This is a genomic window from Glaciecola sp. HA4-3, assembly GCF_055693685.1.
The window spans coordinates 2,692,899-2,706,527 of sequence record NZ_CM146340.1 but is presented as its reverse complement, the minus strand read 5'-3'; the positions used below and the strand labels follow the sequence as shown (position 1 = coordinate 2,706,527).

14 protein-coding genes and 1 pseudogene are annotated in these 13,629 nt (G+C 40.2%); 8 read left to right on the top strand and 7 right to left on the bottom strand.

What is annotated here, in order from left to right:
• Positions 1–41 precede the first annotated feature (41 nt).
• Genes ACZ1G6_RS12965 through ACZ1G6_RS12955 form a run of 3 tightly spaced genes read left to right on the top strand, consistent with a single transcriptional unit; the run spans position 42 to position 2,027 of the window.
• On the top strand, positions 42–1,058 hold the full coding sequence (locus ACZ1G6_RS12965; RefSeq protein ID WP_472616663.1) for a response regulator: 1,017 nt from the start codon (positions 42–44) through the stop codon (positions 1,056–1,058).
• An 8-nt stretch (positions 1,059–1,066) separates the two neighbouring features.
• Positions 1,067–1,480, top strand: coding sequence for a PAS domain-containing protein (locus ACZ1G6_RS12960; protein ID WP_472616662.1), 414 nt, complete (start codon positions 1,067–1,069; stop codon positions 1,478–1,480).
• A 28-nt stretch (positions 1,481–1,508) separates the two neighbouring features.
• Entirely contained in the window at positions 1,509–2,027 is a 519-nt protein-coding gene (locus ACZ1G6_RS12955; RefSeq protein ID WP_472616661.1) for a GGDEF domain-containing protein, read from the top strand.
• Between the two features lie 9 nt (positions 2,028–2,036).
• Here ACZ1G6_RS12955 and ACZ1G6_RS12950 read toward each other — a convergent pair whose 3' ends face one another.
• From ACZ1G6_RS12950 to rapA, 5 genes and pseudogenes are all read right to left on the bottom strand, one after another.
• A complete protein-coding gene (locus ACZ1G6_RS12950) occupies positions 2,037–2,354 on the bottom strand; it encodes a hypothetical protein (RefSeq protein WP_472618987.1) in 318 nt (105 codons plus the stop codon).
• Between the two features lie 123 nt (positions 2,355–2,477).
• Complete coding sequence (locus tag ACZ1G6_RS12945) at positions 2,478–2,825, bottom strand: DUF3530 family protein (protein ID WP_472616660.1); 348 nt, start codon at positions 2,823–2,825, stop codon at positions 2,478–2,480.
• Between the two features lie 10 nt (positions 2,826–2,835).
• The gene (locus tag ACZ1G6_RS12940; protein ID WP_472616659.1) at positions 2,836–3,393 is read right to left on the bottom strand and encodes a hypothetical protein; all 558 of its coding nucleotides are present in this window, start codon (positions 3,391–3,393) and stop codon (positions 2,836–2,838) included.
• Between the two features lie 24 nt (positions 3,394–3,417).
• Positions 3,418–4,102, bottom strand: a pseudogene (locus tag ACZ1G6_RS12935) (RluA family pseudouridine synthase).
• Positions 4,103–4,110: 8 nt separating this feature from the next.
• On the bottom strand, positions 4,111–6,954 hold the full coding sequence (gene rapA / locus ACZ1G6_RS12930) for an RNA polymerase-associated protein RapA (protein ID WP_472616658.1): 2,844 nt from the start codon (positions 6,952–6,954) through the stop codon (positions 4,111–4,113).
• A 223-nt stretch (positions 6,955–7,177) separates the two neighbouring features.
• On the opposite strand from rapA, the gene moaC reads away from it, so the two are divergent.
• From moaC to ACZ1G6_RS12915, 3 genes are read left to right on the top strand one after another with little or no spacing between them, the layout of a single operon-like run.
• A complete protein-coding gene (gene moaC / locus ACZ1G6_RS12925) occupies positions 7,178–7,657 on the top strand; it encodes a cyclic pyranopterin monophosphate synthase MoaC (RefSeq protein ID WP_472618986.1) in 480 nt (159 codons plus the stop codon).
• Positions 7,658–7,660: 3 nt separating this feature from the next.
• Positions 7,661–7,903 carry a MoaD/ThiS family protein gene (locus tag ACZ1G6_RS12920; RefSeq protein ID WP_472616657.1) on the top strand — a complete coding sequence of 81 codons (243 nt, stop codon included), beginning with the start codon at positions 7,661–7,663 and terminating at the stop codon, positions 7,901–7,903.
• Positions 7,904–7,912: 9 nt separating this feature from the next.
• Positions 7,913–8,374 carry a molybdenum cofactor biosynthesis protein MoaE gene (locus ACZ1G6_RS12915; RefSeq protein ID WP_472616656.1) on the top strand — a complete coding sequence of 154 codons (462 nt, stop codon included), beginning with the start codon at positions 7,913–7,915 and terminating at the stop codon, positions 8,372–8,374.
• Positions 8,375–8,376: 2 nt separating this feature from the next.
• Here the strand turns inward: ACZ1G6_RS12915 and ACZ1G6_RS12910 are convergent, their stop codons facing one another.
• Together ACZ1G6_RS12910 and ACZ1G6_RS12905 are read right to left on the bottom strand one after the other, a co-directional pair.
• Positions 8,377–8,769 carry a PhoH family protein gene (locus ACZ1G6_RS12910; protein WP_472616655.1) on the bottom strand — a complete coding sequence of 131 codons (393 nt, stop codon included), beginning with the start codon at positions 8,767–8,769 and terminating at the stop codon, positions 8,377–8,379.
• Entirely contained in the window at positions 8,753–9,742 is a 990-nt protein-coding gene (locus ACZ1G6_RS12905) for a PIN domain-containing protein (protein WP_472616654.1), read from the bottom strand. The genes ACZ1G6_RS12910 and ACZ1G6_RS12905 overlap by 17 nt, the downstream gene beginning before the upstream one ends.
• Positions 9,743–9,979: 237 nt before the next feature.
• Here ACZ1G6_RS12905 and ACZ1G6_RS12900 point away from each other — a divergent pair, with 237 nt between their 5' ends.
• On the top strand, positions 9,980–10,903 hold the full coding sequence (locus tag ACZ1G6_RS12900) for a GGDEF domain-containing response regulator (protein ID WP_472616653.1): 924 nt from the start codon (positions 9,980–9,982) through the stop codon (positions 10,901–10,903).
• 137 nt (positions 10,904–11,040) lie between these two features.
• On the top strand, positions 11,041–13,599 hold the full coding sequence (locus ACZ1G6_RS12895; protein ID WP_472616652.1) for a TonB-dependent receptor: 2,559 nt from the start codon (positions 11,041–11,043) through the stop codon (positions 13,597–13,599).
• Positions 13,600–13,629: the final 30 nt, after the last annotated feature.

Here is a 13,629-nt window from a genome sequence, read left to right as displayed (position 1 = left end):
AATCTTTGATTACTAAACTAATTAGTTAAGGCCTTTTAAGAATGACCCTTCCCGTAGTAATTTGCGACGACTCAGGCTTTGCCAGAAAGGCGATGGCTCGGGCTTTGCCTGATGAATGGGATGTTGAAATCAACTTTGCTCAAAATGGTCAAGAAGCAATTGAAAAAATTGAAAAAGGCCTTGCCGATGTGCTGTTTCTAGATCTAAATATGCCGGTAATGGATGGCTACGAAACGCTCAAGGTGATTCGTGAACAAGACTTACCAACTATGGTGATTGTTGTATCTGGTGACGTCCAAGAAGAAGCGCGAAAACGGGTAATGAATCTTGGTGCGCTTGATTTTATTGCTAAGCCTATAAACAACGATCAACTTATTACTATTTTAAAGCAATATGGTTTATACGAGGGCACTTCGACATCAACTAAACGAAAACAAGCCATCACAACGGGTCATAGTTTTGAAGAGAAACTAGATGTTTTTAGGGAAATGTCGAATGTGGCGATGGGGCAAGCTGGTCAAAGCCTCGCAAAACTCTTAGATATTTTTGTTGAGTTGCCAGTCCCAAATGTGAGCGTTGTCCATACCAATGAACTAGCGATGGCAATTGCTGAGATTGATAATAATGATAAAGTTTCAGCTGTTTCAAAAGGCTTTGTTGGAAAAGGATTTAAAGGCGAAGCCATCATATTGTTTAGTCAAACTAATGTTGATAGTTTACTTAGCTTATTGGGGTATCAAAAAGATATCGAAAATATCAGTGAAGTTGAAGTGTTGATGGATATTTCAAACATTATTGTAGGTGCATGTTTAAATGGCTTAGCGCGCCAACTGAATATTGATTTGACAAACACTATGCCTAGTATCATTGGCTTAGATTGTAATTTAGATGAGTTGGTGTCTAAGAATTTGTCTCAATGGGATGAACTGCTGATGGTAGAGATTGCTTATTCTGTTTCATCCGCATCAGTCTATTTTGAACTACTGCTTTTATTGCCTAAGCATAGCCTCGATGTGGCATTTGAGCGTTTGCTAGCTTTGCAAAATGAACAGGTCTAAGGAAGGTCATGCCAGAGCATAAACCCGTTTTAGAATCAAATCATTGGCTACAGGGCCTTTTATCTTCGCTCGAGATGGGCATAGTAGTGGTTGATCTCAACTTGAAGGTTGAGGTCTGGAATCAGTTTATGCAAAATCACAGTCAACGTGATGCAAAAGACATGCATGGACAGTATTTAATTGAGCAATTTCCTGAAATTGATAAACATTGGCTCGAGCGAAAGTGTAAACCTGTTGTGGAACTGGCGACACCTGTTTTTATTATTTGGGAACAACGTCCTTACATGTTTCGATTTGATGCAAGCCGTCCAGTTACATCTCGGGCAGATTTCATGTATCAAAACATCACTATCACTCCATTGCTTGATAGTAATGGTCAGGTTAAAAAATTGTGTTTTCTTATCTATGATGTTACTGACTAAGGCAATAAATAAACTCCAAATACAAGGATTGAATAAGCAATTAGAAACGATTAGTCGTATTGATGGCTTAACCGGTCTATATAATCGAAGATATTGGCAAGAAAGATTTGAACGAGAATTTAAATTAAGCATGCGCAGTAAATCATTGCATTCTTTATTAATGCTCGACATCGATTTTTTCAAGAAAGTGAACGATACGTATGGGCACCAGGTTGGAGATGATGTCATTGTACATTTTTCAAAAGCCATACAAAATGTCATTCGAGAAACAGATGTAGCAGGGCGCTATGGTGGTGAAGAGTTTGTTGTTTTGCTACCAGATACGAGTGCCAAAAATGCTGAATTAGTTGCACAACGAGTACGAAAAACTATCGAAAAAGCGTCTGTCGAATATGATAGTTTCGCTGTTTTTTATACGTGCAGTATTGGTGTGGCAGAATTTTCTTCAGATTATAAGAAAGCAGACAATTGGTTAGAGGCAGCCGACCAAGCACTTTACAAAGCAAAAGAAACTGGCCGTAACAAGGTTGTGATTGCTAAAAAATAAGTGTCTTCTCTAAGGTCTCATGCCCACTACATCAAATGGACATGCTTCGTTATTTTCTAAATAACGCAGACACAGTTCAACCTCATCTTTGAGAATCGCGTCTTCTTGCAACTTTTGAGCGCTTACATGTTGTGTCTGATGAAACAAATGCCAGAATACTCGTTCTTTATGGGAGTAAAGTTGATTTTGAGTTTGTTCGACTTGTGCCCACTCTTCTAGTGTATCCCACATAAAATTTTCTAATTCCGTATAAGGTAAGTATTCATGCCAATAGGCATGAATATAGAAAATGAGTTGAGATGACTTTTGGTCAATAAAAGACTGCACAAACAAGGGATAATGGCCAACGTTAAGTAATACTTCAAGTATAGTTGGAAAATACGATTTTATATGTTTATCTGTCTTATTTATGCTAACTGCATGATTAATAGTTAAAAAAAATAGTAGTGTTTACCAACCTAAGTATCTACTCCAGCCCACTATCTCTTTAGTTATTGATTCTACTTGCGCTTGAGCGTGTTGGGCATGAGACAAGCGACGTTGTCTGAAATCTGTTTTTAGTGTGATTGTAGCAGCAATTTTTCGTTGATCTTGGCTAGCTTTTGAAAAGGGATGGTCAGTTTGCTGAACAATATCTAAGACAGGAATATTGAGATTAGCTAACTGATTGGGAAGTTGCGTATTTTTTGTAAAATCTAACACATATGGAGTATTTACAATCAACATATCAAATCCTATGTCGGATTCGCTGGATAACGTTTCAATAGTAAAAGCAGCGCTTTGGCCCTGTGTTAACAAAATATAATAGCTAAGGTTTTTCGGTATATAGGGCGCTAGCAGCTTCTAACAACTTAGTATAAAAAGCGGCTAAGGTTTGCTCGACGCCGTGTTCAGAAAAATCTGTAGGAGGGTGCCATGCATATGCATTCATCTGTTGCTCAATATCCTTATTCACATTATCAAGTGCTTCGCCATTGTCGTTACTTGTTGTTTCTTCGGGCGCACTTCCATCAGTTTCATTAGGAATCTGTTTTACAATATCACGCGTTTTAGGCATTACTACAACGGAATTCCAGCCCCACTTATTAAGCGACTGTGCTGTGTGTAAGATTTTATGTTGCGCGCTACCAGTGGCATCTAAGTCAGCGATTAATATTACACTGCCCTTGGTTAAAGGGGTTTGAGAATGACCAATGATAATTGGTACATCAAGTGTTGATTGCTCGTAGTTGACCGCTAATGAACTTAGTTTTTCACTATTAATATGGTAGGTAATATCGCTTTGTGCCCAAACAGGCGAGACTGTGAACAAGCCTAAGGTGCAAACAAGCATCAATAGTCGAATGTGATTAAAGCGATATTTCATGATAGTACCGATATAAATTAGTATTTATATATCGGCACACTTGACGGAGTAATTAAAAGAAAATTCACTTTCAAATGACATTGTTTTGTCAGACGTCGGGTGCGTAAATGAGATTTTTTGCGCATGCAAGCATAGCCTGTCGCTAGCCTGCAGTGCGTGTTCATGCGCGTATAAACGATCGCCTAAAATAGGATGGCCTAAACTAAGCATATGCACTCGTAACTGATGAGAGCGTCCTGTAATGGGCGTTAGTTTTATCAAACTAGAATAGCTATCATTCTCTAACAGCTGCCATTTTGTCAATGACGCTTTGCCATTTTCATGGTCCACTTTTTGTTTTGGGCGTTGAGGCCAATCACAAATAAGAGGAAGATCAATTTCGCCTTTTTTTTGCAAAGGAACACCAAAGACCCGAGCAAAATACGTTTTTTGTGTAAGGCGTTTTTCAAATTGTCTTGAAATTTCACGATGACTTGGTTTATTTAGCGCCATAATCATCAGGCCACTTGTTGCCATATCTAAACGATGCACGATGGTAGCGCTAGGAAAAACTCGTTGGACTCGAGATTGGAGTGAATCTTTGTGCTCAGGAGCTTTACTAAGGCACACTTAACAGGCCGCTGGGTTTATCTAATACCAGTAGGTCATTATCTTGATAAACAAGCTCAAAGGCTGGAGTGCTAGCAGGTGCATAATATAGTAAAGCCATTTACGTACTTATTTAGGATTATTGATAACAATGCGAACACTATCTAAAATGGGTTCCGCTTGAGAAATATAACGCGTTAACTCATCATTTTGTTGTTGCAAATAGTCAATTTCTTCTTGGCGGATAGAAGGATTAACTTTGCGCAACATAGTTAGTCTTTCAATCTCTTCGTTAAGTTCATATTGCATATTAATAAGCGCTGCGTCTTTGACTTTTTTGAGCTGCTTTTCAGCTTCTATTAATGCCGCATCAATTGTAGCAGATATCGGTTGTTCTAAGGCCGTAATGAGCTGCTTCGCCATTTTAGGCTTTACTTTAAAGATAGGTGAAAACACAGTTTCAACGCTCTGTAGTTTAGCATCTAAACATAAGCGAACAGGAGTAGAGGGAAGATATCTAAATAATTGTAACGACTTTGGAGCTGCCTGATTTAATACGGCTATTATTTCTACCCAATAGGCACCAACGGGTGCGTCGTTTTGGCCAACGAAGCATACAGAGCTTTTTCCTATTACATCACTTAATACTGAATCAATACACTGGGTCACTAATTCACTATCTGGGTTCATAAATTGCAGATGTTCAAGACTAGTGGCGACTTCACGCTTATAGGTCACCTCAGTACCTTCGTCACTGACTCCTTTAATAGCAAACATCGCGTTTTCAGATTGACGCAAAATAAAGCTGTGGGCGTCTTTTTCTTCTTGGACAATGCCAATTGAATCAAACAAACGATTCATAAACTTAAACATCTCGACAGGATTCTCTGCAACCACTATTTGCTCTAGTACTTCATCGCTTGCTTCATTGCCGCTTGCACTAATTTCCAGCAATCGGTCACGGCCTTCTTCAATTCTAGTTTTTAACTTATCGCTGACCAGACGGCCTTGCTCAATGACATCGAGCCAGTTTTCGCGGTCGTGGGGAGTGGCAAGTGCGTGATGCAAGTCATCTTTTAACCGGCTATATACGTCAGACCCTACTGGGCAAGTTGCGTTAAATGCACTTAGAGCCTTGTCGTACCATGTGTATAGCACTTCTTGCGCGGTTTCTTCAAAGTAGGGCACGTGAATGTTAACATCAAATTTTTGCCCAATTCTGTCAAGTCTACCTATGCGTTGTTCGAGTAAATCAGGATTAAGCGGTAAATCAAATAACACAAGATGCTTTGAAAACTGGAAATTCCGACCTTCACTGCCTATTTCACTACAAAGCATCACTTGAGCGCCTTTTTCACTTGAACTTAGTTCAGTTTGAGAGAAGAAATGAGCGGCTTTGTCTCGCTCAACAATACTCATGCCTTCATGAAATACTGTATGGCGAATGCTTGTTTTTAGTCTAAAGTATTCAGCTATTTGTAAAGCCGTACTTGCATATGCGCAAATGACGAGTACTTTTTCTGTAGGGTTCTCAAGTAAAAAGTCTATTAAATAGCTGACTCGCGGATCATAACTTGGCCACGCATCATCTGTCATTAGTGTTCGCTCGGGGTGCAAAGCACTGTTGATATCGTCATGCTCAAGCAAGCTTAAAGCATACTCTTTGGGCAGTCTAAGTCCGGTAGGGTGAGCCTTGCGTTCAGGAAATCCGCTTATTGCCGAACGGCGATTTCTAAAAAGCAGGCGTCCTGTTCCGTGTTGGTCGACTAGCTTATTCACTAGTTCTTTTTTATCTTCAGCTTGTGTTAAATCATAGTCGTCTAAAGATACGCTTGGAATAACTTGCGCCAAATTTGTTTTTTGCGTATTAGAAATTAATTCTTCATCTAGTAAAGGGCTTACTGCTTTAGCAAGTTCACTGTAATGTTTTTCTTGTTCTACAAATTGCTCATAATCATGAAAACGAGCAGGGTCCAATAAACGTAATCTCGCAAAATGGCTTTCATGACCAAGTTGATCAGGTGTAGCGGTCAACAATAGTACCGAGGTGGCGATTTGACTCAATGCATCGATTGCTTGGTAGTCTTGTGATATATCATTAGGTGACCAATGCAAGTGATGTGCTTCATCGACAACTAAAATATCCCAAGTACTCGATTTGGCTTGTTCAAGCACTTTACTTTGGCTAATAAATGACTGACTACACAGCACCAACTGCTCTTGTTCAAAAGGGTTTTCACCACTTTCTTTAACAGCCTCGATACGCTCATCATCAAATACAGAAAAGGCAAGGTTCACCCGTCGAAGCATTTCAACTAGCCATTGATGTACAAGTGAATCGGGAACAACAATCAGCACTCGTGACGCTCTACCGGTGATTAACTGCATATGGATAATTAACGCAGCTTCAATCGTCTTACCTAGTCCTACCTCATCTGCTAGCAATACTCTAGGGGCGTAGCGATTACCGACCGAATTGGCGATATGAATTTGATGGGGAATTAAGTCAACGCGCGCACCCACAAGACCAACCACACCTGAGGTGGCAAACTCGTTCTGCTTTTGCCAGCATTGATAGCGAGTCTCAAACCAATTAGGATCATCAAACTGACCATGGAAAAGGCGTTTTTCGGGTTGGTTGAGTTTTACGTTAGAATCCAGTGCGACTTCAACAATATGGGCGACTTGCCCATTATCGGTGCGTTTACCAACATAAGTGAGTAAATCATCTTGCTCAAGGACGCCTTCAATGATGATTTCAAAGCCATCGACATGTTTGACTTTTTCTCCTTCGCTAAGCACTAATCTTGTAATGTGAGCATTTAAAGATGCATAAGTGCGCTCTTCATTAACGGCGGGGAATAGTATTTTAACGGTTCTAAAGTCGCTATCCATAACCACACCAAGACCAAGAGATGACTCGCTGTTGCTGATAAACCGCTGTCCAACTTTAAAGCTTTGTTTTTCGCTCATCTTATCCAAAAATAATACGCATTTACATATGGCTAATTGTAAACCCCGATGCTAATTATGTCAGGCTTTTTTGTCTTTAAATATAAGAGACGATTAAATGCACTAAACCTGAGTAAAACTTAGACATCAAAATCGCATCAAGTATAGTAATATGTCGATAAAAGAATCAAAGAGTGTGGATACTATGTCGCAAAGTGAAAGGCTTAAGGATAAGCAAGCAAAAATTAAAAATAATGGTTCACTTAGTCACCTCGATGAGCATGGCAAGGCGACTATGGTTGATGTAACTGAAAAAAATAATACTGTAAGAGAAGCTACTGCCGCAGGTAAAATCTTTATTAGTGAAGATGCGTTATCCTTGGTCAAAAATAATCAGCTTGCAAAGGGAGATGTCTTAAGTGTAGCCAGAGTGGCCGGAATCCAAGCGGCTAAATCATGTGCTAACTTGATCCCTTTATGCCATCCACTGATGCTAACTAAAATAGATGTGCAATTTTTGATATGTGAAAACGGCATATCGGTAGAATGTGTATGTAAACTGACGGGAAAAACAGGCGTTGAAATGGAAGCGCTAACAGGGGTCAGTGTAGCAATGTTAACCATATATGACATGTGCAAAGCGGTTGATCCGAATATGGTGATGAGTGACATTAAAGTGATTAAAAAAACTGGCGGCAAGTCAGGTGATTGGGAGGCCAAATAATTGTTGTGCATAAAGTTTTTTGCAAGTTTGCGAGAACGTTTAAACACCTCTGAAGTAAGCTATGACTTGAAAAAAAGCATAAGTGTCGAAGGGCTTATTGATTGCTTGATTGAAAATGATAGTCGTTTTGTAGTGTTAAAGGACGAACAAATCCTAATTGCAATTAATCAAACGTTGTCTTCGGTAGATTCGATGATAAACATCGATGATGAAATAGCATTTTTTCCACCAGTGACGGGGGGCTAGTTGAAAGTAATGGATGACCATATTTGCATTCAATCTACTCAGTTTAGCGCAGCGCAAGCTTATATTGATTTAAAAGATCATACAGGTAAAAATGGCGCGATAGTTACTTTTACCGGATGTGTAAGAGATTACAACGATAATGGTGACGTAAAGACTCTATTTATAGAGCACTACCCACAAATGACGGATAAAGCTTTTCACAATATTGTCAATAATGCTAGGCAGCGATGGGCCTTAGGAAAAGTCCGCATTATCCATCGAGTAGGGAAGGTTTCTGCAAGCGAAGATATCGTTTTTGTGGGGGTCACAAGTGCACATCGGCATCATGCGTTTGAGGCGGTCATGTTTATAATGGACACGCTTAAACAAGATGTTCCACTGTGGAAAAAAGAATCAGATGGCAAATCCGAAACATGGGTAAAACCAAAAGCCAGCGATAAAGAGGCGCTTTTTAGGTGGACTAAAGCGTAAACCTAAAAGTATGTTTCGGTAAAATCGGCAAGTGAGCTTCGTTCAACCTCGTCGAAAATCAATACACTACCTTTGTCATAATTTTTATATACATTTACTGCGGCGCTGGCTCCCGAGCTTGCAGCGGTAACAAACTTGTCGTCGATTTGTGCAAGGTTTCCTAGCACAATTGTTCGACAATTTTTACCGCCACGACTGAGCATCCCTTTCATTTGCGCGCGGGTCATATTTTGCGCTTCGTCTATAATTAATACCGCATTATCAATTGAACGACCTCTGAAATAGGCCATACTAGTAAACTCAATGTTGGCTCGTTCGATGATATATTCCATCGTGGTATTGGCATCTTCATCCTCATCATGCATTGAAATCAAAGAATCAGTAATTCCAGCCAATAGAGGAAGTGACTTTTCTTTTAAATCGCCAAGGCAGAAAGCCAGGCTCGTCATCCATGAAATCACGAGAACGCACGACTACGATTTTTTTGTACTGTTTGGTTTCTAATACTTGATGCAAGGCAGAAGCAACTGCTAAGAAAGTCTTTCCCGAACCAGCAGGTCCCATGATAATGTTTAGATCTAAATGCGGATCTGTCAGTTGATGTAAAGCAACTGCTTGGCGTGAGTTCTTAGGCAAGACTCCCCAGATTTTTTCACGTCGTCGAGGCAATAATTTCGTAAATACATGTTCTTGGGTAACTTCAGTTACTAGTCCGATATGACCAGCATCGTCATACCAGTACATATTGAACTGCGCATCTTCGTTAAACAAATCTCTTTCAAAACGGTAGACATCACCGCTTAGCGCAAATTCTGAGTCAGTCTGGATTTGCTCAAACAAATCACCTTCAAAGGCCTGAACCCCTGAATACAACATATCCAAGTCTGATATTTGATTGTCAACTAGTACGTCTTCACTTGCGACGCCAATAGCCCTTGCTTTGATACGCATATTGATGTCGCGACTAACGATGGCAACATCGGTTTTATGTAGATTTTGTAAATGTAGCGCATAATTGATAATTCGATTGTCAGCATCACTGCCAATTCCATGCCTTAGGCTTTCAGCAAACTCAATATCCGTATCGATACCAATAAACAACTTACCACGTTTTGTCGTTTCCGTTGATGGTAGTTCGATACCTTTCTCAAGGTCTTCTCCAGTATAACCGCTGATAAGATCATCTAACATTCTGATGACGACACGCGCGTCTGCGCTGACTGATTTTTCTCGTCTTTCCTTTAAATTATCGAGCTCTTCAAGAACGGTTAAGCAAATATAGATGTCGCCTGAGTAGGCAAAAAGGCTCTTTGGGTCATGAACAAGAGCGGAGGTGTCGAGTACGCGCAGGTGATTTTTAGAATCCAATGTTTACCATCACTTTATAAAGCTTGCTCCATAAAATAACTATTGCACATAAATAATCACATTAACAATACTTTTAAAAATTTGTACTTACCCTACAGAACTAACTCAATGATTATCCTCATGATAAAATATTGATTTATTTTTGTGCAAAACCCTTTAATTTTTGTATAAAAATAGTGCAAGTGTTTATCTATGGTGTATCTTTAATGAGTTATAGACATTATTACGCACTTAATTATGTTTCAAAAAAATTCAACAATACTTGTGGTAGACGATGAACGCATCGGCACTCCGATTTTATCTGAAGCCTTATGTGGCGACTATAAAATTATCGTAGCTGGAAATGGCGAGGCTGCACTGCGAATAGCAGCTCACGAAACGCCTGATTTGATTTTACTTGATATTAACTTAGGTTCCATGAACGGTTATCAAGTGTGCAAAAAGCTAAAGTCGAATCCATTGACGAGCAATATACCAGTTATTTTTGTGACAGCACGCGACTCGGTGGAAGACGAATTGCAAGGCTTAGCGATGGGTGCTGTGGATTTTTTTAAAAAGCCGTTTTCAATCCCACTTGTTAAAATGCGTGTCAAAAAACAGCTAGAGCTAAAATACAAAACCGAATTGCTTGAACAACTTTCGCTATATGATGGCCTTACCGGTATTGCTAATAGACGACAGTTTGATGACAGGCTCAAACAAGCTATTAGCTACTCCAACCGTAATCATCGAGGCATAAGTCTACTGTTGATTGATATTGATTATTTTAAACAATATAACGATACATATGGCCATATTGTAGGCGATGATGCACTTAAGCAAGTCGCTCAAACATTACATCAAGGCGCAACTCGCCCTTTAGATTTTGTTTCGCGATATGGTGGTGAGGAGTTTGCAGTCTTGTTGCTTGATTCAGCCGCTGATGATAGCTACAGCGTAGCAGAGAAACTTCGTCAAAGTATTCATGACTTACAAATTCCACACAGCGCATCTAAAAGCGGTGTGTTATCGATTAGTATTGGTGTTGCGAATGTAAACGATCAGCACTTGAAGGATGTAACTGCAGAAGCGCTAATCAAAGAAGCTGACAAGTGTTTATATTTAGCCAAGGATTCTGGACGAGACACGACTATTTCATCTCACCTGATTTTAGGGGATTGATCGTTACCTAATGCGATAATGGCGAAACAAGGTCATATGTTATTGCATAAAAAGACTTGATTCATGTTATAAATGTTATATTATCACAACAATACTATGTAATATTATAACAATACGCTGTTAAAGCATGGAGCAACATGAAACTTTCACGCATCGCATTGGCTATATCATCAATTTGTTTAGCCTCGACTTCCTTTCACGCCATATCAGCAACACTTAACGGCCAAGTTAAAGACAAAGCAGGTGAGCCACTTTCCAGCGGCTTTGTTCAAATTATGGGGAGTAATTTTAAAACACTTATAGATGAGAACGGCAACTTTGCCTTTAATAATCTACCCGAGGGTAGTTTTGAGATTCATGTATCATCAAAAGACCATATTCATTCCAGTGAGAGTGTGACATTAAGCGATGATGCGCCAGTGACAATATCGATTACTGTAGAAGATTCCAGTATCGAAGTGTTTGACGTAAAGGCAAGTGCGTTTCATGCATCTAACATTGAGTCTGCGGCTCCTGTCAGTGTTTTGGCAGGGGAAGATTTACAACAACAGCAAGCCGGTACCTTAGGTGAAACTCTAAAAAACATGGTAGGTGTGCACTCGAGTTTTTACGGCGGCGTGTCTAGCTCACCAATTATACGTGGTCTTGATGGACCTAGAGTGCTGATCACGCAAAATGGAATGGATGCTGGTGATGCATCTCGTGTGGGACCTGACCATCTTGTTTCAACAGAAACCTCTACAGTTCAACAAATCGAAGTGCTCCGCGGCCCAGCTACCCTTTTCTACGGCAGCGGCGCCATTGGCGGGGTTGTCAATATTGTTGATGAGCGCATCCCGATTGACAACGATGCTGAGGGGGAAGTAGCAGTAGCACGAAACTCAAACAATGCACAAGAATCTATCAACGCCCAGTACAAAGGTGGTAGTGATAATTTTGCATTCCAAGCAAGTGCGTTTTATCGCGACAGTGATGACTACCGAATCCCTGGGTTTGCTGAAAGCCCTGATGCTCATGATGATCACGATGAAGACCATGACGAAGACCACGATGAAGAACATGAGCATGAAGATGGCGAATTTGGTGTTGTTGAGAATAGCGCTGCTCGTACGCAAGGTTTTACTCTAGGAAGCAGCTATTTATTTGATCAAGGACATGTTGGTTTCTCGGTCGAACATATGTCGAGCCTATACGGTATACCAGGACATTCTCATGGTGGCCATGAAGATGAGCATGGCGATGAGCACGAAGGCGAAGAAGAACATGAGCATGAAGAAGAGGAAGAAATCGTCAAGGCAGATTTGCAGCAAAATCGTTATCAATTTGGCGGAGCATTCCAACTCAACACAAATCGTATCAGTGCAATAAATTTTGGTATGTCATATACAGACTACCAACACACTGAAATTGAAAATGGTGAGCCGGGTACTACATTTGCAAGCGAAACATTTGAGTCACGCGTAGAGCTGCTTCATCAGCCAATTGCAGGTTGGCGGGGAGGCTTGAGTTTTCACGCAAAACTAAATGATTTTGCAGCGGTGGGCGAAGAAGCGTTTACGCCGCCATCTGATACTAAATCATTTGGTTTAGGACTCATTGAAGAAAAACACTTTGGCGATTGGTTAGTGCAGTTAGGTGGTAGAATCGAAAGAGTATCGATTAATGTGCCTAGTATATTTGAGCCAGAAATCGAGTTCATTGAAGATGAGCACATGCATGAAGAGCATGACGAAATGCATGATGAACACGACCATGATGAGCATGAACATGGCGAGTTAATGATGTCGTCATTAGACTTCACTCCAGTTTCATTATCAGCGGGCTTTGTATGGGATATTGCCAGTGGATATAATTTCAGCGCATCATTAGTCCACGCCCAAAGAGCGCCTTCAAGTGCAGAGCTGTTTTCTTTTGGTCCTCATATTGGTACACAAAGCTTCGAGATTGGCTCTTTGTATGCACTTGATGGCGAAGAATATGAATTTATCGATATTGAACCAGAACTAGAAAAGTCAAATAACATTGATTTGTCTTGGCGTAAGTTTGGTGGTGATTTTGGTGCGGTAATCAATGTCTTTTTCAACCAGGTTGATGACTATTATTACTTAGCCGACACAGGCTTTGAAGCCGAATTTTCGCATGAGCATGACGAAGAGCATGAAGGCGAAGAACATGATGAAATGCATGAAGGCGAAGAGCATGAAGGTGAGGAGCACGAAGAGCACAGTGAAGAGGGCTTACCAGTATTTGCATTTGCTGCCTCTGATGTTCAATTATATGGTGCGGAGGTTCAATTAACTTGGAAAACAACCGATAACCTGACACTTCATGCACAAGGTGATTATATTCGAGCTAAATTAAGAAATTCAGATGGAAACGATAATCTACCGCGCATTCCTCCTGTGAAACTGCAGTTTGGTGCAGACTATAAAACTCAATATCTTACAGTATCTGGCCTTGTAACTCACATGTTTGAGCAAGATGACATTGCTGAGTTTGAAACAACGACTGATTCATTTACTTTACTTGATTTGAATGCATCGTATTTTACTGAAGTGAAAGGAATGGAGACAGAATTGTTTTTGCGAGGTCGTAATTTAACGGACGAAGAGGCGCGAGTGCATACATCGTTCTTAAAAAATCTAGCGCCAATTCAAGGGCGTTCAGTCGAAGTGGGCTTAAGACTGAACTTCTAGAATTGTGTTAGTGTGTTGTGTAGTGTGTGA

Coding starts and splice junctions, on each gene's coding strand:
- ACZ1G6_RS12965 (WP_472616663.1), top strand. CDS start 42: ATGACCCTTCCCGTAGTAATTTGCGACGACTCAGGCTTTGCCAGAAAG.
- rapA (WP_472616658.1), bottom strand. CDS start 6,954: ATGAGCGAAAAACAAAGCTTTAAAGTTGGACAGCGGTTTATCAGCAAC.
- ACZ1G6_RS12915 (WP_472616656.1), top strand. CDS start 7,913: ATGGATGACCATATTTGCATTCAATCTACTCAGTTTAGCGCAGCGCAA.
- ACZ1G6_RS12895 (WP_472616652.1), top strand. CDS start 11,041: ATGAAACTTTCACGCATCGCATTGGCTATATCATCAATTTGTTTAGCC.
- ACZ1G6_RS12960 (WP_472616662.1), top strand. CDS start 1,067: ATGCCAGAGCATAAACCCGTTTTAGAATCAAATCATTGGCTACAGGGC.
- ACZ1G6_RS12900 (WP_472616653.1), top strand. CDS start 9,980: ATGTTTCAAAAAAATTCAACAATACTTGTGGTAGACGATGAACGCATC.
- ACZ1G6_RS12940 (WP_472616659.1), bottom strand. CDS start 3,393: ATGAAATATCGCTTTAATCACATTCGACTATTGATGCTTGTTTGCACC.